This window comes from Hyphomicrobium sp. ghe19 (genome assembly GCF_902712875.1).
Lineage (GTDB): Bacteria > Pseudomonadota > Alphaproteobacteria > Rhizobiales > Hyphomicrobiaceae > Hyphomicrobium_B.
This window is the reverse complement of record NZ_LR743509.1, coordinates 2,789,593-2,816,113: the sequence shown is the minus strand read 5'-3', so window position 1 is coordinate 2,816,113 and position 26,521 is coordinate 2,789,593. Positions and strand designations below refer to the sequence as shown.

Genomic DNA, 26,521 nt, shown 5'->3' with positions numbered 1-26,521 from the left:
ACATGTCGGGTCGTGAGCAGGGCATCGCTCATCTGTCTTTTCTGCGATGAGGCGGCGGATACCTATTAAAGACCAACCCGACAGCCGCAGGATCACGGAGCCAAGATTGGTAATGATGTTTGGACTCTGGCCCGCTTTGGATTTCGGCCAAGCAGAAGAAAGGACGCGACCTTAGAACGATCTGCAAAGATCTGAATCAGGATAGGGAGGCTCAGGCCAGCTAAAAACGATGCGATTATGAGATGGCTTGTGTCGGTGACACCGCATCGCATCAAGAAGATCCGAGCGCCAGCGGTGCCGAGGATATGGAACAGATAGATCGCATAGGAAAATTCACCAATCCACGCGATCGGAAAGCACTCCACCTGAAAACAGAACAACGCAACGCATGCGGGCATTCCGATCACTATCCGCAGCAGATCTTGATCAAGCTCAGTGAAAGCGACGGATCTCATGATCATCAAAAAATATGCGAATATACCCAGCAGGGCAAAAAACGCTGACACTGCTCCCAATGGTGGTGTTGTGAGTGTTTCGTGGAAGCGTCGAACTCCAAGGCCCAGTGTAAAAAAGGGTAGAAGAAACAGGGCTTCGTTGATCGCGACCAGATCGATTGGAAATTTGATAGACACATAGATCAGGATGCTTGCCGCTAGCACCAATAGCCAACTCCTCAGATTCTCCATTTGACGAAGAGACTCGAGGACGACGGTGGTCGTAAAAATCAGCATCAGCGCCTGCAGGTACCATAAGTGCTGATAGGGAAACATGGCAATTTGCCAAACGTCATGCAGCGGCAGAAAATAGTGTGTTCCCGGCACATGATCTTGAATAAGAAAATAAAGTCCGCCCACGACGACGAGGGGAACCAGAAGCCGGCGAGCTTTGCCAAATAGAAATTGCGATCCACCTCCGACCCTGACTGGTCTCATGGCATACACGTAGCCGGAAATGAAAGTGAAGAGCGGAAGCCGAACCGGGGCCAACAGAAGATTAAATATTGCGAGCGGGTGATCAGCCGCAATCTCAACGCCGTGGGTCCCGTCGGTCCCTGTGACGTGATAAGCGACGATGAGAAGACAAGCTATTCCTCGCAGCGTTTGCACATGAACATCGCGCCGCAAGTCTGCCTCTTTGGCACTGATTGCTATCGTCGCGTGTTCGAAAATCCGCATTTCAAGAAACGGCCGCCAGAGCTTATTTTAGTACGCGCCTCGAAAGAGCACGAACAACGTGCGCATCACGATCTCAAGGTCGAGCCAGATCGACCAATTGTCGATGTAATAGAGATCATGTTCCACGCGCTTTCTGATATCCAAGGTCGTCTTGGTCTCGCCGCGAAAGCCATGAACCTGAGCCCATCCCGTCAAGCCCGGACGAACGCGACGGCGAAGCGAAAATAGATCGAGCTGCTGATCGAATAATTGATCGTGAGCCAAGGCATGCGGACGGGGGCCGACGATCGACATGTCGCCAGTCAAAACGTTGATCAACTGCGGGAGCTCATCGAGGCTCGTGCGGCGCAGAAACCATCCGATGCGTGTAACTCTCGGGTCGTTGCGTTCCGCCTGCTTGATGTGCTGCCCGTCTTCGGTGACGAGCATCGTTCGGAATTTGTATATCCGGAAGATGCGGTTGTTCTGACCGTATCGGCGCTGCCGGAAGAACACGGGTCCCGGGCTATCGAGTTTGATGGCGATCGCAATAAGAATGAGGAGGGGCGACAAGAGGAAAAGACCGGCTCCTGCCAAGATGTAGTCGAGGGCCGCCTTGAGAACGCGATTGCTTTCCGACAACGGCACCAAATTGACGATGTCAGCCCGAAGCGTTCCGATTTGTCGTGCTCCGCGAACAATAAGTGGTTCGCGTTCGAGCTTCGTGCAGAGTAGCAGTTCCGTGGAATACGAAGCCAGATCGTTCACGGCCGCTTTGATGGACTCGATGTGTTCGGCCGGGAAGCCGATTATGATTGTATCGTACCGTCTCCGCTCGATCGCGTTCTTAAGCTCTTCGAGACCGCCATCGGAATGAAGATTCTCGGGACGAGCGTTCGTCGGCGCCAGATAAATCCCTTCGATCGCAGGTGAGGGATCTGCAGTTTCGACGCTCGCTTTCATGGCTGTAATGAAATCGGGATCACCGAACATTGCGATCCGCTGCCGAATTCTGCCTTGCGCCACCATCCGGCGCACATAGTGCATTCCAGCGATCCGTACAGTGATCAAAAGTAACGCGCTAATGGCGAACCACGTGAGAAACCACCCTCTCGAGTACCAATCCGCGACCTTGAGAATGTACAAAATTCCGAGAAGAAGGAGGAACGAAGTCACCAACGCGCCGAAGATCCGGCCATATGGCACGGCGGGTTGGCTGATAGAACTCGGGTCGTAGAGGTCGGCCCGCTTCAGGAAAAGATAAAGCGTGGTCGCCAACAGGGGAGCAGGCGCCAAATACGGCCACCACGGTTGAAGTCGGCCGATGCAGAGATCGATGTAAAGGAATTTGGCAGCGGATGCCGCCAAGATGACCGATGCAGCTTCGAAGATCGCCAACACCGAAACGCACGTATCGAGCTTCGAAAACATGGAAGCCCAGGTCCGGGGAGGCCGCCGGCGAGGAAGGGCGCCAAGCTCAACGCGGGCACTAGTGTTAGCCATATACGCCGCCACACAGCTTGAATTAAATCGTCATCGGAAGAGCAGCCGTGAGGAGGGTTTGACGCGCCCTCTCGGGAGTTAGCACCCGATCTCTTTGAAAACACCGCAATTTTTAGAGAGTATATTTAGCTCGGGTTAAGCATTTAGCAAGCATTAGTACGTAGTATAATTAAAGAGCTAGGACAATTGGCTGCCTCCTACCGATGCCAATCGTCGTTTTTCATTCGGCGTCTTTCGGCATTAGGAAGTGGCCTGCTTTATCGGCGCAGTCTTCCGCGCCGCGAATTAAACTGCAGCCTCAAATTGAACAGGGTCTCATAGGCCCATTGAGATTGCGGGCCGCCGGACTGGGAAACATCCGGGGCGCCCGCTTGCTTCGTTTCACCATCTCATACTTTGAAAAGCGAAAGCCGGATTCTAACGTGTTGCTTGGCTTGGCGATTTGGAAAGAAACCCGATAAAAGTTGCTGCCAAAAGCTGATCATGCGCATTGCGCATTAGGCGAAAAAAATTGAGCGAATTACGAATTACCTGTGCCGATTGTCGGTGCCGCCGGTGGCTTTAAACGAGGTCGCCGTTGTATCACTTCAAAATATCGCGCCTACGTTGAAACGGATGAATGGGGTCTTTCGTGCGGGCATGAACGATAACGACTTTAATTTGCCCGGGCACTCCCCGGTGGTGCTAAACGCGAACCGCAATCTTAAAGCCAGCAATTCGCTCGACTTAATTGCCACCGATCTCCGTCGCTTTCCGGAGGTGACCAACGTTGCGGCCGAGATCGCATCCGTTGCCAACCTCACGGCGGTACGGCGCCAAGAACTTAAAGCTCGCTCCGGGCGCCGTGTGGAGTAATGCCGTGAAATACTTCGCAGAGTTGCTCGATCCCAGAATTGCAATCGCCGAAGCGCCGCTCACGGGTGAACCTCCGGACCTTCTGGCTGACGAAGCGCTCAGCGTCACCCGTGCCGTTCCGCGCCGCCGTTTGGAATTTGCAATCGGTAGGGATTGCGCGCGCAAAGCCATGGCGGCTCTCGGCCACCCGGACGTGGCGTTGCCTCGGGGACAGGATCGAACCCCGGTCTGGCCGGTCGATCTCGTCGGCAGCATCACGCATACGGGCGGGTGGGCGGCTGCGGCCGTCGCGCGGCGCGACCGGGGCTTTGCCGCAATCGGCATCGACCTCGAGCCAGCGGACGAACTCGCGTTTGAACTATGGGATTCGGTTTGCACGGCCGAGGAACGGGCGACGCTGGCTGTCATTTGCAGCGTGACGCCTGGCGTTGCGGCTCACCTCATCTTCTGCATGAAGGAGGCGGCCTTCAAGTGCCAGTATCCGCTCAGCGGAACAATGCTCGAGTTCGCCGATCTCGCAGTCGACGTCGACGCTCAAGCCGGTACATTTGGGGCGACGTATCAGAGGGCGGTACCCCGGTTCCAGATGCATCATAGACTTATTGGGCGTTTCGCCATCAGAGACGGTTATATCGCGAGTGCGGTCGTCGTGACGTCGGAGTCCGCGTTGTGAGGCAGGCGCGTACCGGCTGGCTGGTCGTTCTTGCGGCCCTGATAATCTTCACTGGCAACGGAGGCTTGGCCATGAGCGAAGAGGCGCGTGGCGCTCCCGGCACTGAGGTATGGGCGCCCAGGGATCACGTTCGCGCCTTCTATTCCGGCCACAGCCTCAGCGAGGGTGTTCCGGAGGCAGTCGAGCAGATCGCGCGGTCTCTCGGAAACCGCTTGGATTTCGAAGTGCAGGTGCTCGGCTACTCACTTTTGCGCCAACGGACGAAAGGGGAGGTGGCATCCGCCTCCGAGTGGACGGGATATAGCGCTGGCCACAATCGCGACGGTGCTGGCTTGAATGTCGCCGAGGAGCTGCGGTCGCCCCGGCGCCTGTCGCCCGGCGAGAAGTATGACGTGCTGGTTGTCACCGAACGTCACGACCTCCCGGCCATCGCGCGCAAAGAGCGAACGGCGTTCTATTTGACCGAGATGGCAAAGCACCTATTGGTCGGAAATCCCGATGGCGAGGTTCTGCTTTATCACACCTGGCTCAACGTGGACCCTGACGCGCCTTGGCCCTGGATCAATTACGAGCGGACGGTTTCGTTGATGTGGGAGTGCATCGCGAGCCGCGCGAACCTCGACTTGCCCGCGCGCGGCGATGTTCCGCGCGTCCGCGTGTTGCCTGGAGCAGGCGCGTTGGCAGAATTGGCGGCCGCCCTTTGGGATGGCAAGGTGCCAGGCATCGCGGCCACTTCCCCGGGTGCGCGTGTGCGCCTCCTTTTCTCCGACGCCGTGCATTTGAGCGATGTCGGACGTTACTATTTGGCGCTGGTGCACTATGCGGTTCTTTTTGGCCGGAGCCCCGAGGGTGCTGCAGTTCCCGCGTCAATCTCCCCGGAGACAGGCCGGTACATGCAGACACTCGCGTGGCAGTATGCTGTCGCATACGGCGAGCGCGCCAAGTCCGCCGCCGGGCGCGACATGGCCGGCTGCCGGGAACTGATACAGGAGAAAGTCTGTCCCGCTTATGCAACCTTTCTGCATGGATCGGGTATGCCGGTGCTGAGCGCAGTGAGGCGTCAGCTTGTCACCAATGCGTGCAGGCGCGACTACGCGGGCGCACAGGATTCCGAGAACCCCTTCGCTTCACGCTAGGATGATCGAGGCAACAGCGCTCCCGCCTGGCGGGAGCGCCGAAGCGGCAGTCATTGACCTGCTACAGCGTCAGCTCGCTCAAATCGCGCGCACATCGGAAAGCTCTGATTTGCTGCCGATTCCGAAAATCGCAGCCGCGCTCTGTTGGTCACCCGGCCGGACACACGCCATTTCGAGAGCCTTGTTGAGGTGTCCCATAAGCTCCTGCGAATTGGCTCCGAGCATAAGGGTATCGTGATTGCCGGGGATCACCACGGTTTCAACGCCGCCCATGATCACCTTGTCCCAACCATAGGAGAGGCTCCGGCTGTTGAAGACGTAGTTCGCGCTTGCCGCCCGGTACAGGATCGCTCGGCCAGACCACGGCTGCGGCCGGTATCTCGAAGCGGCGTTCCCGAAATTATCCGTCAGATGACGATTGCGCAGGTGCAGGGGAACAATCTTATTTTGCCGGAGGCAACGTGAGATCTGCCAGCGCTCGCGTGCTTCGCGGAGCCAATGAAGTCTGGCTGATACGATTTCTCTGACGTAGCCGAGGCCTTCATTCCGCAGGCGCGAAACCTTACGCGCGAAGTCTACGGTTTGGAGGGGCATTTGCGGGTGGTAAGTGTCGAAGAAGACGACGAGAGGTACGTCCTCGCCGAGATCGGTCAGCTGCCGAGCCATTTCGAACGCGACTACTCCGCCGCCGGAATAACCCGCCAGCAGATAGGGGCCGTGCGGCTGCTGTGCACGGATCTCCTCGAGATAGGCTGCAGCCATCTCCGGTATGGAGGTGTGAGGCCGGTTCGTGCCATCGATGCCGCGCGCCTGGAGACCAAAGAACGGCTGCTCCTTATGCAGCGCCCTGGAAATATCGCGGAAGTTGAGTACGTTGCCGCCGGCGCCATGTACGCAGAACAGCGCGGGGCGATTTCCGCCTTTGGCGATGCTGACCAAATACTGAAAGCGCTTTGGCGTGAAGGGAATTGTCGCGCCGACTTCGATTGCCGCTTCTGGCAAATTGATGCTCTTCGCGGAACCGGAAGCCGGGGTCACTTCGTCTTCGGCGGTCTTTGATAGGCCTTCTTCTTCATCCGATTTGAAAGGACCGCGCAGAAGTTCTGCCGTCGCGGCAATCGTCGGAGCCTGAAACAGAACGGATAGAGGCAACTCGACCGCGTAATGCTTGCAAATCCGATTGAGGAGACGGACCGCGATCAGCGATTGACCTCCGAGTTCGAAGAAGTCGTCCGTGATTGAAATATGCGGTACGCCAAGCATCTCCTTCCACATTGCTGCCAGCTCCCGCTCGACGGTATCGCGAGGCGCGACGATATCGGTGTCGCTGCGCGCAGCGTCCGCCGCAGGCTGCGCCGTCGTCGTCTGCGCGCCAGACACGCGATGAGCGCCGGCATTCAATCGGGAAAGCCAAAGCTCGACGTCGAGTGTGGAGGCGATGACTTGCGGGGAAATGTCATTGGCGAGAATGCGGTCGAGCGCGTCCAATCCTTCTGACGGCGTCATGCCCTCGCGCAGGTAGCCTTCCGCGGCAGTTTCCGCGGCCCGCGGCTTGGTCGAAGCGGCGGCGTCTGAGACGGCGGCACCTGTCGCCGCGAACGCTTGTGAGCGGCGCATGATGTAACGCTCGACGGAGACGAGCATGTTGCCATGCTCATCGAGCAAGGTGGCATCGAAGATCGCGCTTTTGCCGTCTGCAGAGCGCAATCTCACGTGGCTGTAGAGTTTCGAGGTAAGGTCACGCCGCACCAGAACGCGGCCATATGAAAACGGGACGTAGAATTCCTCGAGGGCGTTGAAGCCCGGGATAAGCATCTGCGCTGCACCCGTTGCCATGTCGAGCATACCGGGGTGCAGGGCAGTTTCTGAGAGATCTGAATTGTAGGCGTCCGGCAGTGCGATGTGGATGAGCGCCTCGTTCTCTCCGAATTGGATCGACTCGATGTTGGCCCAACGTGGACCAAAATCCATGAAGTGCTGGACAAGTCGACCGTTCGGAGCCTCGACGGAACGGGAACAACGCTCGCGGATAGCCGCGACGGATTCCTGCGGCGCCGCCGGCTCATCGACGTATGCGACGTGAGCCGTCGCAAAAGGTTGCTCCTTGGAATCGCCAAACGCCGTGAAGGTATGGTCGCCATTGCGGGTCAACGTGACATTCAACATACGCGTCTCGTGGGCGCCGACCGTGAACGGCTGCAGGAACGTGAGATCGCGGATCTCTATAGGTCTGTCTTCTGGCTGATGGGCCAAAGCCGCGCGGGCAAGCTCGACGTATCCCGTGCCCGGCATCACCGCTTGGCCGCCCTTGACGACGTGATCGCCGAGGAGCCAGTGCGTCTTCCGGCTCAGTACCGAGCGGAAACGTGACTGTTCCGCGTCGTCGCTCAGACAATCTCCGAGCGGCGGGCCCGTATGTGCGTCAACTCGAGCGCCATGCTGTTGCGGCTCGCGAACCAGCGTCGCAAGCATGCCGACTTTCCATGCGTTCCAGTCGATGCTGATGGTGCGCGTGCGGCAACCGCGTGCCGCGCGGGCTTTTGCGAGAGCGTCCAAGAAGGCATTCGCGGCCGTATAGTCCACCTGTCCCGGCAACCCGAGAACCGAGCTGACCGACGAGAACAGCACCAGGAAATCCAGTTCGTTCTCACCGAAGAGCGATTGCAAAACCAAGGCGCCCTTGGCCTTGACATCGAGAACCGCCGAGCGGGCGATCGGCGGCCTGAGCGCGATCAACTGATCCTGCAGCAGGCCGGCACTGTGGAAGACGCCGTTGATCCGGCCGAAGCGTCGTCGCGCCTCTGAAATCACACCGGCCATCGCCTTGCGATCCGTAACGTCCGCCGTGGCGAGCATCACCTCGGCTCCCATGGCACGAAGCTTCCTGACACCTCTGATCTTGCGCGAGGTATCGTCATCCTCGCCGTGGTCGTTCAACCAGGAATCCCAGGCCGCTTCCTGAGGAAGCTCAGAGCGGCCGACGCTTACGAGGCGGGCTTTCCCATGCCGCGCCAGATGCTCCATGACTTCCAAGCCGATGCCGCCAAGTCCGCCCGTGATGAGATAGACGCCGTGCTCCCGCAGCCAAGCGCGCGGCGCCGGCGCCGGTTCGAGCGGCAGCTGTTCGAAACGTTGCACCCATCGTCCGTTCTTGCGAAGGACGACGAGGGGGCTGCGATTGTGGCCTTGAACCTCGGCCAGAAGGCGATCCGCCAGTTGGGCTTCGGCGTCCGAGCCGGTCGGAGGGATCACCACATCCACAACGGAACATGAGGCCTCGGGCGTTTCGCGCGGCAAGACTCGGCAGACGCCAGCCAAGGTCGCCTTTTCGGGATGAACCTCGCGCTCGCCTTCGAGCGCTTCTATCGCCGTACCGATTGCAGTCAGCCGGAAGCTGTCCCCGCCCAACGCAAACGCTTGCGATAAATGAAACAGGCTGTCGTAGTAGCGAACGACGTCGCGATCCCATGCGGCTAGATCGGCGTCAGGCGCTGACTGCAAAGGCCGCCATGGGCGCTGCGCCAATGCCCACAGGTGCACAACGTGCGCTGGGCTCGCGTTTTCCTGGCGCAAGGCGCCTTTCAGTTTCGCGTAGTCTTCAGAATTCGACGGGTCGATGTTGAAGGTCAGCCCGTCACGCACGGCGAAGCGAGCTGCCGCCTCCACGGTCGCAACCGTCGCGCCGGATCGGCGAAGACGCGCCACGAGCGCGCGCGCCAACGATGAACCATCTGTAAATATCAGCCACGGCTTACCGAGCTCTTCCGTCGACAGCGGATTGGGCGGCACAGAACGATGGAAGGACGGCGCAGAGAACCACGTTGTCAGGTCGCTCCTGCGTTTCAGCTGGGGCTGAGCGGAATGGGTCGCTCCCTTTTCGATCCAATACCGCTGACGTTCGAAGGGATACGTGGGGAGCGGCACCCGGCTCCGAGAACCGCGCTCCAACCGGCTGAGATCGATGTCGCCGCCCGCGGCCCAGACCTTACCGACGGCTTCCAGCAGGAACCCGACGTCGGACACGCTCTCCTGAGGATGGCGCAACGTATTGGCGACGACGGCGGCCTTCACCGGCTGCTGACGGCAGAGGCTCGAAAGCGTGCGTCCGGGACCCACCTCGAGCAGCGCGACGCCACGGGTTTGCAACAACGTTGCCGCGCCTTCATCGAAGCGCACGGTATTGCGCAGATGGCGAACCCAGTAGGTAGGGTCGGTTGCTTCCGCGTCGGTGATCCAGGTTCCCGTCAAGTTGGAAACAAACGGAATCCGCGGCTTCTGGAACGCAATCTTCCGGCAGTAGCGTTCGAACTCCGGCAGGATCGGCTGAAGCATTGCCGAGTGCGCAGCCACATCGATATGCACGCGCGTGCACTCGATCTCTGCCGCGGCGAGCTTCTGCTCGAGCTGCGCGATCGCCCGAACTGGACCCGATGCGACGCACAGCGCCGGACCGTTGACTGCGGCGATCGAGAGTTCATCGCAGAGGAATGCGCGCGCTTCCGCCTCCGGAAGCGGAATGGACAGCATCGCACCACGGGGCAGCTTTTCGAACAGCCGGCCACGCATCGCGACCAGCGAAATTGCATCCCGCATCGAAAGAACGCCGGCAACGCAGGCAGCCGCATACTCGCCGGCGCTATGGCCGATCAGGGCAGCAGGCGTAATGCCCCACGATGCCAGCAGTTTGGCCAGCGCGTATTCTGTTGCGAAGAGAGCAGGCAAGGCGAGCGACGGCGCGGCTAGCCGCAGGTTCGAGATTTCAGCCGAACTCGGCGGCGCGAACATCAGGGAGCGCAGATCGACATCGAGCCCCGGTTGCACGACCGCAAGGCATTCGTCGATCGCCTTGCGATATTCTGGCAACTTTTCGTAAAGCTCGGCCCCCATCCCGCAATACTGCGCCCCGCCGCCGGGGAACAGAAATGCCACGGAATGAGGCTCGCGCGCGGCCTTGCCCGTGAACACACGGCGCACGTCGTTCTCATCGAGCATCGCAGAAGCTGAAGCCGCGCTGTTCGCGACGATCGCCCGGCGATACTCGAAGGTCTCGCGTCCATTCATCAGCGTGAAGGCGACGTCGTCCAGCCGCTGATGGTGATCTGCGCGCAGGTGGTCGGCGAGGTTCTTCGAAGCCGCATCGAGCGCCTTACTGCTGCGTGCCGAGAGCACCAGCAACTGCGGTTGGTTTTCGCGGCTCACGGTCGGCCTTCGCGGCGGTGCCTCCTCGAGCACGAGATGAGCGTTGGTACCTCCAGCGCCTAAGCTGGTGATGCCGGCGATCCGCCGCTTGCCGGACCGGACATTCCATGGCTGAAGAGCGGCGTTGACGAAGAACGGCGTATTCGAAAGATCGGCCTGCGGGTTTGGCTTTTGATAGTGAAGACTTGCCGGAAGTTCGCGGTGCTCGAGTGCGCAGATCACCTTGATGAGGCCGCAAATGCCCGAGGCCTCTCCCGCGTGCCCGATATTGGATTTGAGCGAACCGATGGCGCACGACTGCTTCGGCACTTCCGGACCAAACGCCTCGACAAGCGCTGCGACCTCAATCGGATCGCCGATCAGCGTGCCGGTTCCGTGGGCCTCGATGTAAGATACGTCGCTCGGGTCGATACCGGCCAGATCGAGTGCTTCAGAGATCACCCGCGCCTGCCCGCTGACGCTTGGTGCAAGGTAACCCACCTTGTCGGAACCGTCGTTGTTGATGGCGGAAGCGCGTATCACCGCACGAATGCAATCACCGTCGCGGACGGCGTCCGCAAGCCGCTTCAGCACGACGCAACCCGCAGCCGAAGCCATGACGGTTCCACTGGCATCGGCGTCGAAGGGGCGGCAATGGCCGTCGGGTGAGAGGATCTCTCCCGGCCGATAGAGATAACCGGTTTGCTCAGGATAGATCGTTGAAGCACCGGCCAGCGCGACATCGCATTCGCCGTTGAGCAGGCTCTGACATGCGACGTGCACTGCGACGAGCGACGACGAACAGGCCGTCTGCACGTTCATGCTCGGGCCGCTGAGGTTCAGCTCGTACGAAACACGCGTGGCAAGGAAATTGGAGTCGTTGCCGGTATGGCGCAATAGCCATGCGCCGATTGTTTCCAGCACTTCTTGGTTAGTGACGAGATTATAAGTGAAATATTCGCTGGCGCCGGAGGCGGCAAAGACCCCGACCCGCCCGTCGATTTTTTCGCCGACGTAACCCGCGTCCTCGAAAGCTTCCCAAGAGCATTCCAGAAAGAAGCGGTGCTGCGGGTCGAATACCGCGGCATCGCGCGGCGACAATCCGAAGAATGCAGCATCGAATTGTTCTATTCCGTCCAGATAGCCGCAAGCTTTGACGTATGCCGGATCCCGAATGACGTCGAGCGAAGCGCCCGAGGCAAGCAATTCCTCTTCGGTGAATACACGAATGGACTCGCGGCCTTCGCGGAGATTTTTCCAGAACGCGGCGACATTGGAGGCGCCGGGGAACCTGCCCGAGAGGCCAATGACGGCAATCGCACTATCTTCGCTATCAGTCCGATCCCCCTGAGTCATGCCGCCTCCGTTTACCCCGTAATCGTTTCCCGATAGCAAATCCCCAATCGGTGTGATGGACGAAGAGGCGCGAGAAAAAGGGCGCCAAACTGGACCTGTTTCAGCCTTTAATCAATCCTGGTAATTATTAGAGCAGGGTAGACTTAAAATTAATGTAAAGGATGGATTGCATTGTAAGTGTGCGGGGCCAACTGCGGGTTCTACATCCTAAACGGTAAAGTCTCGATACAAATTTTCCGTATGATGTCCTCCCGGGTTTTGAGGGGGGGACGAGGTGCCCATTCAACAATTCGAAATTGCTCGCATGTTATCGGAAGCCGGAACCATGGTTGAAGATTTGTATCCTCTTTCCCCCCTCCAGCAGGGAATGCTCTTCCACCATCTCGAGGCACAAGCTCCCGGCGTTGACGTGGAGCAACTCGAGATCGAACTCAACGAGCCGATCGACGCCAACCTTCTCGCGCGCGCCTGGGCTATTGTCGCCGCGCAGCATCCGATCCTGCGGACCCGCTTCAGCTGGAAGGATTTGCGGAACCCGTTTCAGGAAGTTTTAAGCGAGGTTAAAGTCCCGCTCGAAGTGCGGGATTTATCGGCATTGCCGCCTGACGATCAGGTTGCGACGCTCAATGCCTTCCTGACGGAGGATCGATTGACGGCTCTGCCGTTGGACGTGGCGCCGCTCTGGCGTGTGTCTCTGTTTCACCTGAGCGCAGACCGGCATCAGCTTGTTTTCACCTACTCCCACGCGATCCTCGACTCCTGCTTCGCGTTCATTGTTCAGGACGTGTTCGATACGTACGCCGCCCTTGCTCGGGGTGACCAACCTTCCTTTCCATACCGGCCGCCTTATCGCGATTTTATAACCTGGCTCGGCGAGCATCTTGCGTCGAGCGCGGATGCCGCTGAGACCTTCTGGCGGACGGCCCTCGCGGGGTTTCAGACGCCGACCAACTTGGAGGCATTGCGCCTTTCGGGCAGCGCGACGCGCACATCCGGACCTCACGCCACGCTCGAGTTATCGCTGTCTCCGGCGCAGACTGCGAAGCTTCACGCGCTCTGTGATAAGGCCGGGCTGCGAACGTCCACTGTCATAGAGGCGGCCTGGGCGCTCGTGCTGTCGGCGTTTTCCGGCCGTGACGACGTGGCTTTCGGCGTTACGCGGACATGTCGCCGGTCATCGATCAAGGACGCCGATCGGGTCGTCGGACTTTTCATCAATACCTTGCCCGTGCGGGTCAAGCTTGACGGTGATCTGAGTGCGCTTGAATTCTGCCAGCAATTGCGGCGCAATCAGGTGGAGACGCGCGCCTTCGAGCATTCCCCCCTGCCGGACGTGCTTCGCCACAGCGAGCTGCCCCGCTCACAGACTGTCTTCGACACGATCGTCGTCTTCAACGCGGAGACCAACGACGCGCGCTTCAAGTCGTTTGGACCTGAGTGGCAAAACCGGCATTTCAAGCTCCACGATCAGACGAACTTTGCATTCAACGTGATGGCCTACGACGGGCCTGAGATAACGTTCAAGCTGTCATACGATGCCGGTTGCTTCTCCCGATCGGCTGCCGGCAGGATCGGCGACATGCTGCAGGTGCTGCTGGATGCGATCGCCGATAATCCAGATGCGAAGATCGCGAGTTTGCCGCGACTCCCATCGCGAGATGCCCAATTGGTGCTTCAGACCTGGAACGCGACGGACAAGCCATTGCCCGGCCCGGGCTGCATTCACGAAGCCTTCGAGGCGCAGGCCGATCGTACACCGGACGCACTGGCGCTCGTCGATGGCGACAGATCGATCACCTACCGCGAGTTGGACAAGCGCGCCAATCAGCTGGCCCACGAGATCCTCGCCCAAGGCGCGGCGCCGGATCAGATGGTCGGAATATTCATCGGACGTTCCATCGAGATGGTGGCTGGCCTGCTCGGCATTCTGAAAGCCGGCGCGGCCTATGTGCCGATGGACCCGTCATACCCGAGCGAGCGTCTCGCGATCATTCTCGAAGACACGCAAGCGCGGATCGTCGTTACGACATCGGATCTGAGCACCAAGTTGCCCGCGGGATTGAATGTCATCTGCGCCGACGCCATCGGTCAGAATGGAAATGACGAACGGCCGCGGGGCGCGGTGACCGGTAATAACCTGGCGTACGTGATCTTCACGTCCGGCTCCACAGGACGCCCCAAAGGCGTGATGCTGGAACACCGCAATGTAACGAGCTTCTTCACCGGGATGGATCAGGCCCTCGGAACGGCGCCCGGCGTGTGGCTCGCGACAACCAGCATCTCGTTCGACATTTCGGTGCTTGAGCTGTTTTGGACGTTGGCGCGCGGATTTAAGGTGGTGATCCAGAAAGAAGCTGAGCGCGAGGCACGCGCCGCCCAGCAACGAGCAAGCGCCACACCCATCGATTTCAGCTTATTCTATTTTGCGGCCGACTCCGATGATGCTGCCGGCAGGGCCAGCGGCAGATACCGTCTGTTGCTAGAAGGCGCAAAATTTGCTGACCAGCATGGCTTTTCCGCGGTCTGGACACCGGAACGTCACTTCCATCCGTTTGGCGGTTTGTACCCAAATCCCGCGGTGACGGGTGCGGCAGTCGCGGCCGTCACCCGGCGCGTCGCTATTCGCGCGGGTAGCGTCGTGCTCCCCTTGCACAGTCCATTTCGTATCGCCGAAGAGTGGTCGATGGTGGACAATCTGTCCAACGGCCGCGTCGGTCTGAGCTTCGCCTCCGGCTGGCACGTACGCGATTTCGCTTTGCAGCCTCAAAACTACAAAAACCGGCGCGAGCATTTTGCACGCGGTATCGAAACGGTCAAAGCGCTGTGGCGCGGCGAGGCCGTCGAGACGATCGATGGCGATGGCCAGACGGTTCAGGTGAAGACGTTCCCACCGCCGGTGCAGAAAGAACCCAAATTATGGGTAACCGCCAGTTCGCACCCCGATACGTTTGCGCTTGCAGGGCGAATGGGCGCCAACGTGCTGACGAACTTCCTGGTGATGAAGCCCGAGCAGTTCGTGGAGAACGTTGCAGTTTATCGTAAGGCCTGGGCTGAAGCGGGCCATGAGGGTCGGGGGTCGGTGTCGCTGATGCTTCACACCTTCGTCGGCGCAGATGAAGAAGAAGTGCGCCGCAAGGTTCGCGGCCCTTTCATTGAATACCTCAAGACGTCCACCGACCTGGTCGCGAAAATGCGGTGGGAGTTGACCCCCTTTGCGAAGCGCGATGACCGCGACGCTTCCGACCCTCGTATGGCTTTGTCGGATCTGCAGCCGGAAGAACTCGATGCCATCATGGAGCACGCCTTCGCGCGCTACTTCGAAACGGCAGGCTTATTTGGAACGCCGGCATCTTGCGTCGCCAAGATCGAAAAACTGAAGGCATACGGCGTCGACGAAATTGCCTGCTTGATCGATTTTGGCATCTCGACCGAAGACGTGTTGGCTAACCTTCCGCACCTTGACGAATTGCGCCGGATGACCAACCCGGGCACCGAAGAGTTGAACCAGGATATCCCTTCACAAATCGCCCGCCACGGCGTGACCCACCTGCAGGCCACGCCATCTCTTGCGAGCATCCTGGCGGCCGACGATGTTTCACTCGATGCGCTGGGACATTTGCGCATGCTTCTGCTGGGCGGCGAGGCGCTGCCGCGTGCGCTGATCGATCGATTGCGTTCCAGATACCAGGGACCGATCCACAATATGTACGGCCCAACCGAAACCTGCATCTGGTCGACGACGGCTAAGGTCGGTGGCACGAGCGATCCGATCACCATCGGCGGGCCCATTGCGAACACCCGTGTCTACGTCGTCGATCAATTCCTGCGTCCACTGCCCATCGGCGTGCCCGGTGAAATTGTCATCGGTGGCGCAGGCGTTGCGCGCGGCTATCTTGGACGGCCCGAGCTGACCAGAGAGCGGTTCGTCCCCGATCCGTTCGGCCGCAGCGACGAGCATCTCTACCGCACGGGCGATCTCGGGCGTTGGCTCCACGATGGTACAATTGAGTACCTCGGCCGGCTCGATCAGCAGGTTAAGATTCGAGGCCATAGGATCGAGCCTGGCGAGATCGAGTCAGTGCTGAGCCGGCATCCCTCGGTGAAGCAAAGCGCAGTCGTCGCGCGGTCCGATGAAGGTAGCGGCGAGCAACGCCTCATTGCCTATGTCGTGCCTGTAGCCAATGGCAGCAGCCCGTCCGCCGCTCCGAGCACGGCGCATTGGGAAACGATCTGGGACGAGACGTATCGCGGCAACGGCGATGCGGTCTCTGAAACAGTAGGTTGGCGGAGCAGCTATACCGGCGAACAAATCCCCGACGCCGAAATCCAGGATTGGATCGAGCGGACGGTTGAGCGGGTCCAGGATCTCCAGCCACAGCGCGTCCTCGAGATCGGCTGCGGAACCGGCATGATCCTTCTGCGCGTTGCTCCGAACTGCGATCGCTACCACGGCATCGACCTCTCCGCGGCGGCACTTGCCCGCGTGAGAACTGAGGCTGATCAGAAGGGTCTAGGCAACGTCGTTCTCGAGCAGCGGGCGGCAAACACGCTCGCTTCCATCGACGGCGGACCGTTCGACACGATCGTCATAAATTCCGTGGTGCAGTACTTTCCGAATGTGGATTACTTCGTCGATGTTCTCGCGCAGTGCATCGAAAAGCTGGCGCCGGGCGGGGCGATATTCGTGGGCGATGTGCGAAGTCGTGCGCTCCTTGAGGTCATGCTGGCGGAAATCGAATTGCTCAGAGCATCGCCGGATACGGAGGCGGACGAGCTTCGGACGCGTCTGCGCAAGCGGTACGATGACGAAGCGGAATTGGTGCTGGATCCGGAGCTGTTTCGGGCACTGCCGAAGTTCATTCACTCGGTCGAAAGCGTCGAAGTGGAACTGAAGACCGGACGCGCGCAGAGCGAGATGACGCGCTTCCGGTACGACGTCGTCATCCGCAAGAAAGGTGGAATATCGCTTTCGCCCGTCGCCACGACGACGGTGCAAACCCCGGAACCATGCACGATCGAGGCGTTGGGCGACATCTTGCGTTCTGCGCAATCGCCGATCCGCGTGACCGGGATCCCGAATGCCCGCGTGGCATCGGCAGTGGCGGCGCTTGACGCGCTCAAGGCGCTGTCACCTTCGGCGAAATTGGGCTCTCTGGCCGGTCACTCCACCAGTGGCCTTCAGCACTCCGTCGGGATCGACCCCGAAGACGTGAGATCGCTAGCCGAAAAGGGCGATGTGTCCATCGAGTGGTCAGCCGCCGGACGAGAATTCTTCGATGCAGTTTATCGTCCTCGTGCGGCGGGAGTAGCACGTGCGACTGATGCAGGCCCCATAAGTGCCGCCAACCCCGACGATAGCGCTTCGCCGGATTGGTCTCAGTATGCTAATCGCCCTGTGCTCCGGGCCGCAGGGGAAGATTCGCTCATGCCGGCTTTGCGTCAGCATCTGCGCAAGGCGCTGCCGGAATACATGCTGCCGTCGGCATTTGTCTTGCTCGACGCGTTGCCTTTAACACCCAACGGCAAACTCGACCGGCAAGCGCTGCCGGCGCCCGATCGCGCGCGCCACGAGACTGTGACGGCCTTTGTCGCACCGGCGACGGACGTGGAACGCGAGCTTGCGAGCATCTTCCAGGACGTTCTGGGGCTGGCCGATGTCGGGCTCGATGACAACTTCTTCGACCTTGGCGCCAGTTCCTTGACGATGGTCAGCGTCGCAGAAAAGATCCGCACGCGGACCGGTGCGAAAGTGTCGCTTGTGCGCCTGTTTCAGTTCCCCACTTTGCGAAGCTTGGCCGCTTCGCTCGCAAACCGCGAACGTGATGCGGCATCTGTTGCCCCGGAACAGAACCGCGCCAGTTTCCGCAAAGATTCGATGCAGCGTCGGCGCGGAGCACGTGCTCGATAGTTGATTGGTCTTCAGGCGCGCTTCCGTGCACGCGCGGAGCTTCAGCGATTATACGACAAGTGCCCCCAGTGGAAATGACGAGGGAAAATTCCCCAAAGGTGACGCTCTTCCAAAGAACCCAAAGCATTCAGTGTCCTGATCTCGAGCCCGCTGTCGTCGATTGCGGCGTCTAATGTCTTTCCGGCGACGGAAGCTGGCGCCTGGAAGCATCCACTTTTCGAAAGAGCGTCGATCACGATGTTTTCGGCGCGGACCGGATCCGAAACGCGCCAGCAGCGGTATATTCCGAACGTATTCCCTACGTCTGTTGCCCGATTGATTTCCTTGAGCCGATGCTCGACGGAGCGGGTCGTCATGCCGGCCGAGATCAGTTCGCTCTCGGCATTGGCCAGCATGAAAATCCAACCGGCTTTCGGCTCGTCCGCAATCCTTTTCCGCTTGAGGAACGCATAGACACAGCGGCGAGTGGGAAGCTCGAGAAGGACCGTTCGCGCATCAGCAAATGCGTCCCGGTCCCTGTCCTTGATAGCTGCGCTGAGAGCACGGATTTCCGCAGCTATTGTCGCCGCGAGCCGAGCCGACGGATACCCGAGCTGACCGGCGATGGTAAACCAGTCGAGCGAATTCCGGCGCGCGACGCAGCCGAACATTCCTTCGACGTCGTTTGCGAACTCGAATGTCTCCTCACGCCAATCCGGTAATAAAAAAGAATTCAGGATGTTGAGCAATCGCCAACAGGACGCCTCTCGCCGCCTTTGTGTTTCCACTGGCGGCGCCGCCGTTCCGAATGCGCACATCCCTACGGGAAGGTCGTTCATCCCGCTCCATCTCTTCTGAGGCGACGCTTGAGGAAGCTGACGAGAAATCCAGCCAGTCTTGAACAGCAAGGAAGCTCAAGGACGCTATCTTACCAATCGCGACAGTGTCGAGAGCGATTCCGTCGGTGTACGGCCGAATTACAAGGTTTGGCTAATTGTGCGATCTGGGATAGTCGGAATGAGCGCCCGAGATCCAGAGCTCTCGATCAGGTGCTTTCGGCTGTAGAGACCGCCGGCGGACTCTTCTCGCCGCCGCGCGCAAATCTTGCCTTGAGCTTCTCGAGCAGCAGGTAGATCACCGGCGTCGTGTAAAGCGTCAGCACCTGCGAGACGACGAGACCGCCAATGATCGTGATACCGAGGGGCCGGCGCAATTCCGAACCCGGGCCGACCGCAACAGCGAGCGGAATGGCGCCGAGCAGCGCAGCCAGCGTCGTCATCAAGATAGGACGGAACCTCTGCAAGCAGGCGTCGTAGATCGCAGCCTGCGGTGAGAGCCCGCGCTCGCGTTCTGCATGCAATGCGAAATCGACGAGCATGATGCCGTTCTTCTTCACGATGCCGATCAGCAAAATGACGCCGATGAGCGCTATGACAGAAAGATCCATGCTTGCCATCTGCAACGCGAGCAACGCGCCGAGGCCCGCCGAAGGCAGTGTCGAGATGATCGTCAGCGGATGCGCGAGACTTTCGTAGAGCACGCCGAGCACGATATAGATCGCGACGAGCGCCGCCAGAATCAGCAGGGTCTGTTGGCGTGCCTGCTCGATAAACGACTTGGCGTCGCCCGCGGGTTCACCGTGAATGGTCTCCGGCATATGCAGAGCCTGGAGAGCGGCGTCGATGCCTTGGAGACTCGTATCCATGCTGACGCCAGGCCGCAGATTGTAATTTATCGTCACGGCAGGGAACGGGCCCTGATGGTTGACGACCAGCGACGCGATGCCTTCGCTCGTCGAAATGACGCTCGAGAGTGGGATCTGCTGCGTGCGGTCGATCGTCGGCACATAGATTCGCGACAGATCCTTGGGATGAACCTGGAGCTTCGGATCGACTTCCAGAATAACTTTGTATTGGTTGCGATCGCCGTAAATCGTCGAGAATTGGGTTTGCGAGAAGGCGTTCGAGAGCGCGTTGTCGATGTCGACGATCGCGACGTTCAGTCGTGACGCGACGTCGCGATTGATGTTGACATTGAGCTGCAGTCCGCCGGCCTCGCGATCGGACGTCACGTCCGCAAGTCCAGGAACGGCGCGAACCGCGTCGATGACTTTCGGGACCCACTCATAGAGATCGTCGGCGTTGATTGCCCATAGCGTATACTGGTAATCCGCCTTGCCCGCGCGCGCTCCGGCCCGGATATCGCGAGACGGCATCAGCCTTGTCGCCAGTCCGACGATCTTGCCCAGCGGCGCGCGCAGACGGTCGATCACGACCGCAGTCGAAACGTTGTGGCGCTCTTCGATCGGCTTCAGGCTGATGAACATGCGGCCTTGGTTCTGCGTCGGATTGGGGCCGCCGGCGCCGATGGATGAGCCGACATTGTCGACCGCCGGGTCGGCGAGGATCACGTTGAGAGCTTGTCTCTGGAGCTTGCTCATCTCCGCGAACGACACATCCGCGTTGGCTTCCGTCGCCGCGATGATCAGGCCCGTGTCGTCCTCGGGCAGATAGCCCTTCGGCAGGACGGTGTAGAAATGGATCGTAAGCACGATCGTCGCCACGAACACCGCGAGCATGACCAGCTGATTGCGAAGGGCAATTCTGAGCGTAAACGCATAGCTTCGCACGACGAGAGCGAGTGCCCCTTCGAAAATGCGGTCGGCAAGGTTCTTATGTTCCTCGGCCCCGGCCTTGATGAAGTGAGCGCAGATCACAGGCGTGACCGTGAGAGACACGACGGCTGAGATGGCGATAGCGAATGTCAGCGTCAGGGCAAACTCGTGAAGCAACCGGCCGACGATGCCGGTCATGAACAGAACCGGTATGAATGCCGCGACGAGGGACACCGAGATTGAAATGACGGTGAAGCCGATCTGCTGCGATCCCGCAAGCGCCGCCGCATAGGGCTTCATGCCCTTTTCCATATTGCGATAGACGTTTTCGATCATCACGATCGCGTCGTCGACAACGAAGCCGACGGCAACGGCGAGCGCCATCAGCGTGAGGTTGTTGATCGAAAACCCGGCGGCCCACATCGCGGCGCACGTGCCTGCAAGCGACAGCGGCACCGTAATGCCGGCCGCGATCGTCGGCGTCGGGCGCCGGAGAAAGACGAACACGACGGACATGACGAGCAGGATCGTCAACCCGAGCGTAAATTGCATGTCGTGAACTGACGCACGGATCGTCGTCGTCCGGTCGGTGAGGATCGAAATGTCGATGCCCGCCGGTATCCACTCTTTGAGCTGGGGAAGGAGCGCCTTCACCCGGTCGACCGTGTCGATGACATTCGCCTCGGGCGTCTTCGTGATGATCAGCAGCACCGCCGGATCATGGCCGAAGCGCGCCGACGAACGCGCGTTTCGCGTCGCCGTTATGACGTTCGCGACGTCGCCCACCTTGACGATATCGCCGTTCGGCATGTTCTTCACGACGATATTTTTGTATTCGTCGGGCTCGGTCATCTGCGCGTTGGACTGCAGGATGATCGTTTGCCGCTCGCCGTCCACCGAGCCTATCGGCGAGAGATCGTTGGCGTTGGAGACGGCATTCTTCACGTCTTCGAAGCTGACGCCCATCGCAGCAACGAGCGTGGGATCGACCTGGATGCGCGTCGCTGGTTGGTCGGCGCCGCTTACCGTCACGTCAGCCACGCCATCGACTTGCGAAATACGCTGGCCGATGACGGTGTCGGCGGTGTCGTAGATTGCGCTCGTCGTCATCGTCTTTGACGTCAACGCGAGGATGAGAATTGGCGAGGCGGAAGGGTTCGCTTTCCGGAATGTCGGCACTTGCGGCAGGTCGCCCGGAAGATCCGCGGTCGCTGCGTTCAAGGCCGCCTGCACGTCGCGGCCCGCGCCGTCGATATTGCGATTGAGGTCGAACTGCATCGCGATGGACGTCGAGCCGAGCGAGCTCGTCGACGTCATCTCGGTGACGCCCGCGATTTCGCCAAGACGCCGTTCGAGCGGGGAGGCGACGCTGGACGCCATCGTCGATGGGTCGGCGCCGGGACGTGTCGCCATGATCCGAACGGTCGGAAACTCGATCGCCGGCATGCTCGCGACGGGGAGGAGCCCGTACGCAACGGCGCCCGCGAGAAACAGGCCGATGGCGAGCAGCGCTGTTCCGATGGGCCTCTCGATGAAGATGCGCGAGACGTTCATCGCCTACTCCGCGGCCGCCGGGAGGCTATTCGGTCTGGCTGTCAGCCCGGCGGCAGGTGGCTCGATCTCTTCGCTCTTATCGACAGACCGGCCGCCGCCGAGGCGCGCGCGAAGCCGCTCCATCGTCAGATAAATAACCGGCGTCGTGTAGAGCGTCAGGAGCTGACTCAAGAGCAGACCGCCGACGATCGTGATGCCGAGAGGATTTCTAAGTTCCGAACCCGTTCCGCTTTCGAGCGCAAGTGGCAGCGCACCGAAAAGCGCGGCAAGCGTCGTCATCATGATCGGCCGGAAGCGGAGCAACGCCGCCTCTTTGATCGAATCCCGTGGCGAAAGTCCGCGCTCGCGTTCAGCGTCCAGCGCGAAGTCGATCATCATGATCGCATTTTTCTTCACGATGCCCATCAGCAGAATGATGCCGATGAGCGCGACGAACGAGAGATCGTTGCCGGTGAGCTCGAGCGCCAAAGCCGCGCCGATGCCGGCTGACGGCAGCGTCGTCAAAATCGTGAACGGATGGATGAGACTTTCGTAGAGAACACCGAGGACGATGTAGATCGTTACGATGGCGGCGAGGATCAGCCAGGGCTGGTTGCTTAGCGATTTAGAGAATTCAGCCGCATCGCCATAGAACGTGCCCGTCACCGATGCCGGCAGATCGACCTCTTTCTTTGCGGTATCGATTGCCGCAAGCGCATCGCTCAGCGACGCATTGGGCGCCAGATTGAAGCTGATCGTTATGGCCGGGAACTGATCTTGATGGCTGATCGCGAGCGGCGCCGTATCGTATGCGATAGTTGCGACGGAGGTCAGCAAGACTTGCGTCCCCGTCGTGCTCGACGGAACGTAGAGCCGGTTCAACCGCGACGGATCGCTGCGATATTCGGGAGCCGCCTCCAGAACGACGCGATACTGATTGGCCTGCTCGTAAATCGTCGAAACCTGACGCTGGCCGAATGCGTTGCTAAGCGCATCGTTGATGGCTTGCATCGTGACGCCGAGCCGTCCGGCGGTAACCCGATCGACGTCGATGCGTGCAATGAGTCCGCCGTCGACTTCCTCCGACGCGACATTGCGAAGGAACGGGGACGCATGAAGTGCGGCCGCCATCTTCTTAGACCACTCGGAAACCTCATCGGCGTCGGTGCTCGCGAGCGTATACTGATAGCGCGCGCGGCTCGCCTGCGTCGAAATCTGCACGTCCTGCACGGGCTGGAAGTAGACGATCGTACCGGGAGTAGGCTTGACGGCGTGCTTTAGCCGCTGGATCACTTGCACGACATTCGATTTTCGCTCATCGCGCGGCTTCAGCATGATCTTGAGGCTGCCGACGTTCTGCGTGGCGTTGAGCTGTCCGATGCCGACGATGGACGCGACGCCCGTAACGTCCGGATCGGCCGCGGCGATGGCGGCAACTTCCTTCTGCAAGCGCGACATCTCGGCAAATGAGATCTGCGGGCCGCCTTCGACGACGGCTGTGATAGCGCCGGTATCCTGGTCCGGCAAGAAGCCTTTCGGCATGATGACATAGAGCCAGATCGTGATGACGACCGTCAGCAGCGCGACGAGAAGCGTCGCCGTCTGATGGCGAAACACGAATTCCAGAGAGCGTCCGTAGGCTTCGATCACGCGCTCGATGAAGCGGCCAATGACGCCTCCCTTTTCGTCATGGCCGCCGCTGCGCAGGAGCCTCGAGCACATCATCGGCGTCAGCGTCAGCGATACGATCGCCGAGACGACGACGGCAATCGTCAGCGTCATAGCGAACTCGCGGAACATGCGTCCGACGAGGCCGGTCATGAAAAGCAAGGGTATGAAAACCGCGATCAACGACAGCGTCAGCGAGATGACGGTGAAGCCGATCTCGCGCGCGCCGTCGAGGGCGGCCTTCATCGGCTTCTCGCCCTTTTCGATGTGGCGCACGACGTTCTCGATCATCACGATCGCATCGTCGACGACGAACCCGGTGCCGATCGTGAGCGCCATCAAGGAGAGATTGTCGAGGCTGAAGCCGCAGAAATACATGACGCCGAACGTGGCGATCAAGGACACCGGCAGAGCGACGCCCGCAATGATCGTCGCGCGGAACGAGCGCAGGAACAAAAGGACGACCATGATGACGAGGCCGACGCTGAGGACGAGCGTGAACTGCACGTCATTGACTGACGCTTTGATCGTGCCGGTGCGGTCGCTGACGATTGCGAGATTGACGCCGGCCGGCATGCTGCGTTCGACGCGCGGCAATTCCTGCTTGATGCGCGACACGGTGTCGAGGACGTTGGCGCCCGGCTGCCGCTGAACGTCGACGATGACCGCGGGCTTGCCATTGTACCAGCCGCCGACACGCGTGTTTTCGAGACCATCTGTAACGCGCGCGACGTCCTTGATGCGAACCGGCGCGCTGTTGCGATACGCAATGATGACGTCGTCGTAGGCCTTCGCCTGATCGATCTGATCGTTGGCGGCGATCGTGTACGACTGCTTTTCGCCGTCGAGCGAGCCCTTGGGCCCGGCGACGTTGGCGCTGGCAATAGCCGTGCTGAGATCGGCCATGCTGAGGCCGTAGCTCGCAAGACGCGATACATCGGCTTCGACGCGCACAGCAGGTTTGATGCCGCCCTCGATCGCAACGTGACCCACGCCCGACACGGAGGCGAGGCGCTGCGCGAGCAGCGTATCCGCAAGATCCGAAAGCGATCGCAGCGACTGGGTGTCCGACGTCAGCGCGAGCGTGACGATCGGCGTGTCGGCCGGGTTCACCTTCGAGTATGTCGGAGGGTAGGGGAGGTTACGCGGCAGCGTCGAGCCGGCGGCATTAATTGCGGCTTGCACGTCCTGAGCCGCCGCGTCGATATCGCGGTCGAGATTGAATTGGAGCGTGATGCGGCTGAGGCCGAACGAACTGGTCGACGACATCGACGCAAGCGACTGGATCTGCCCGAACTGGCGTTCGAGCGATGCCGTGACGAGCGTCGACATCGTCTCTGGGCTCGCGCCCGGAAGTTCGGTCGTGACCTCGACGGTCGGAAAGTCGACTTGCGGCAAGGACGATATCGGCAACGCGAAGTAGCCGAGCATACCGCCGAGAACGGTCGCGACCGCGAGTAGGAACGTCGCGATCGGCCTCTCGATAAAGGGCCGGGAAACGCTCATGGCGATGCGCCGCTATCCCGGTGAGAATGGTGATGTTTGCCGGCGGCCTTGCCGCCCTCGCCGGTCGAGCCTGTCACGAGAGCCGCTTCCGGTGAGCCCTGAGCCGCAGCCTGAGGCGCAGCTTGCGCCGCTTGCACGCTGCTGCTCGCTGTTGTGTCCGTCTGCGCAGCTTTCTTGCTGTCCGAGGGCTTCTTCGACATCGCAGGCTTGTCTGCCGGAGCCGCCGTGCCGTCGGTGACCGATACGGTCGCGCCGTCCTTGAGCCGGCCGAAACCGCTCGTGACGATTTTCTCGCCGGCCGTCAAACCTTCGGCGATGACGGCGAACTTATCGTCCTGCCGCGAAATTTTCACCTGCCGCATCTCGGCGACGTTGCCGTCGCCAACGACGTAAACATATGTGCCGTCCGGGCCCCGCTGCACGGCTTCCGTCGGCGCGACGACGACGCCTTTCAGCGTATCGACGAGAAGCCGGACGTTGACGAACTGTCCCGGCCACAGCTGGCGCTTGTCGTTCGGGAACTCGGCCTTGAGACGGATCGTGCCGGTCTGCTGATCGACCTGATTGTCGATGACCTTGAGCGTGCCGGTATCAAGCTCGGTCTGGCTGTCGGTCGACAACGCATGCGCCGCCAGCGTTCCTTCGGAGCTTGATTTGGTCAACGTCGGCAACTGTTGTTGCGGCAGCGTGAACACCACCGAAATGGGCTGCACCTGCGTAATGACGGCGATGCCGCCGGCATCTCCCGCATGCACGAGGTTGCCTTCGTCGACAAGGCGAATGCCGGTGCGGCCGTCGAATGGCGCGACGATCGTCGTATATCCGAGGATTGCAGTCGCATTCTCGATCGACGCCGTATCGGATTTGACCTGCGCTTCCTGCTGCTTGATGAGCGCGATCTGCGTATCGATCTGCTGCTGTGAAATCGCCAGCGTGCCGACCTTCTGGAAGCGCTCGAGATCCTTTTTGGTGTTGGCGAGCAGCGCCTCGTCCAGAGCCTTCTTGGCGATGGCTTGATCGAGTTGCGCCTGGTAGGTCACGGGATCGATCTTCGCCAGCACATCACCCTTCTTGACGTCCTCGCCTTCGACGAAGTCGACGCTCAAGAGGCGGCCGTCGACCTGCGCGCGGACAGTCGCCGTGTTGAGCGCTTTGACCGAGCCGACGCCCTCCAGGTAAATTGGTACGTCCGCCGTATCGGCGTTCTTGGCGACCACAGCGACAGGACCGCCGCCACCCATCCCGCCGCGCCGGCTGGCGGCCGCGCCATCAGGCGTCCGGCCTTGCATCGTGTAATAAACGCCGCCGGCGAGCGCGCCGACAACGACAACCGTAGAAACCCACCGAAGTAGCGTCATCGCCGCTTTTTTCCGCATCCAACTCGGCCGGATGCCGTAACAACACGGCACGCATCGGCTCTGTTCGTCCTATCACCCGGTCATGAAACGCACGGTTCGG

11 protein-coding genes are annotated in these 26,521 nt (G+C 60.3%); 4 read left to right on the top strand and 7 right to left on the bottom strand.

What is annotated here, in order from left to right:
• Positions 1-92 precede the first annotated feature (92 nt).
• Positions 93-1,175, bottom strand: a complete 1,083-nt coding sequence (locus tag AACL53_RS13525) for an acyltransferase family protein (RefSeq protein ID WP_339085049.1) — start codon at positions 1,173-1,175, stop codon at positions 93-95.
• Between the two features lie 27 nt (positions 1,176-1,202).
• Positions 1,203-2,585, bottom strand: coding sequence for an undecaprenyl-phosphate glucose phosphotransferase (locus AACL53_RS13520; protein ID WP_339085048.1), 1,383 nt, complete (start codon positions 2,583-2,585; stop codon positions 1,203-1,205).
• Between the two features lie 612 nt (positions 2,586-3,197).
• Between AACL53_RS13520 and AACL53_RS13515 the strand changes: the two genes are divergently transcribed.
• From AACL53_RS13515 to AACL53_RS13505, 3 genes are all read left to right on the top strand, one after another.
• Positions 3,198-3,512 carry a hypothetical protein gene (locus AACL53_RS13515; RefSeq protein ID WP_339085047.1) on the top strand — a complete coding sequence of 105 codons (315 nt, stop codon included), beginning with the start codon at positions 3,198-3,200 and terminating at the stop codon, positions 3,510-3,512.
• 4 nt (positions 3,513-3,516) lie between these two features.
• Positions 3,517-4,185: a 4'-phosphopantetheinyl transferase gene (locus tag AACL53_RS13510; protein ID WP_339085046.1), complete on the top strand. Its 669-nt coding sequence runs from the start codon at positions 3,517-3,519 to the stop codon at positions 4,183-4,185.
• Between the two features lie 71 nt (positions 4,186-4,256).
• A complete protein-coding gene (locus AACL53_RS13505) occupies positions 4,257-5,321 on the top strand; it encodes a hypothetical protein (protein ID WP_339085045.1) in 1,065 nt (354 codons plus the stop codon).
• A 78-nt stretch (positions 5,322-5,399) separates the two neighbouring features.
• On the opposite strand, the gene AACL53_RS13500 is transcribed toward AACL53_RS13505, so the two are convergent.
• On the bottom strand, positions 5,400-11,855 hold the full coding sequence (locus tag AACL53_RS13500) for an SDR family NAD(P)-dependent oxidoreductase (protein WP_339085044.1): 6,456 nt from the start codon (positions 11,853-11,855) through the stop codon (positions 5,400-5,402).
• Between the two features lie 325 nt (positions 11,856-12,180).
• On the opposite strand from AACL53_RS13500, the gene AACL53_RS13495 reads away from it, so the two are divergent.
• A complete protein-coding gene (locus AACL53_RS13495) occupies positions 12,181-17,763 on the top strand; it encodes a MupA/Atu3671 family FMN-dependent luciferase-like monooxygenase (RefSeq protein ID WP_339085043.1) in 5,583 nt (1,860 codons plus the stop codon).
• A gap of 41 nt (positions 17,764-17,804) precedes the next feature.
• On the opposite strand, the gene AACL53_RS13490 is transcribed toward AACL53_RS13495, so the two are convergent.
• From AACL53_RS13490 to AACL53_RS13475, 4 genes are all read right to left on the bottom strand, one after another.
• Positions 17,805-18,581, bottom strand: a complete 777-nt coding sequence (locus AACL53_RS13490; RefSeq protein WP_339085041.1) for a hypothetical protein — start codon at positions 18,579-18,581, stop codon at positions 17,805-17,807.
• 206 nt (positions 18,582-18,787) lie between these two features.
• Positions 18,788-21,910 (bottom strand): efflux RND transporter permease subunit, encoded by a 3,123-nt coding sequence (locus AACL53_RS13485; RefSeq protein WP_339085039.1) that lies wholly within the window; start codon positions 21,908-21,910, stop codon positions 18,788-18,790.
• A gap of 3 nt (positions 21,911-21,913) precedes the next feature.
• Complete coding sequence (locus tag AACL53_RS13480) at positions 21,914-25,063, bottom strand: efflux RND transporter permease subunit (RefSeq protein WP_339085038.1); 3,150 nt, start codon at positions 25,061-25,063, stop codon at positions 21,914-21,916.
• Entirely contained in the window at positions 25,060-26,421 is a 1,362-nt protein-coding gene (locus AACL53_RS13475; protein WP_339085037.1) for an efflux RND transporter periplasmic adaptor subunit, read from the bottom strand. The genes AACL53_RS13480 and AACL53_RS13475 overlap by 4 nt, the downstream gene beginning before the upstream one ends.
• Positions 26,422-26,521 lie beyond the last annotated feature (100 nt).

Coding starts and splice junctions, on each gene's coding strand:
- AACL53_RS13525 (WP_339085049.1), bottom strand. CDS start 1,175: ATGCGGATTTTCGAACACGCGACGATAGCAATCAGTGCCAAAGAGGCA.
- AACL53_RS13520 (WP_339085048.1), bottom strand. CDS start 2,585: ATGTTTTCGAAGCTCGATACGTGCGTTTCGGTGTTGGCGATCTTCGAA.
- AACL53_RS13505 (WP_339085045.1), top strand. CDS start 4,257: ATGAGCGAAGAGGCGCGTGGCGCTCCCGGCACTGAGGTATGGGCGCCC.
- AACL53_RS13500 (WP_339085044.1), bottom strand. CDS start 11,855: ATGACTCAGGGGGATCGGACTGATAGCGAAGATAGTGCGATTGCCGTC.
- AACL53_RS13495 (WP_339085043.1), top strand. CDS start 12,181: ATGGTTGAAGATTTGTATCCTCTTTCCCCCCTCCAGCAGGGAATGCTC.
- AACL53_RS13490 (WP_339085041.1), bottom strand. CDS start 18,581: ATGAACGACCTTCCCGTAGGGATGTGCGCATTCGGAACGGCGGCGCCG.
- AACL53_RS13485 (WP_339085039.1), bottom strand. CDS start 21,910: ATGAACGTCTCGCGCATCTTCATCGAGAGGCCCATCGGAACAGCGCTG.
- AACL53_RS13480 (WP_339085038.1), bottom strand. CDS start 25,063: ATGAGCGTTTCCCGGCCCTTTATCGAGAGGCCGATCGCGACGTTCCTA.
- AACL53_RS13475 (WP_339085037.1), bottom strand. CDS start 26,421: ATGACGCTACTTCGGTGGGTTTCTACGGTTGTCGTTGTCGGCGCGCTC.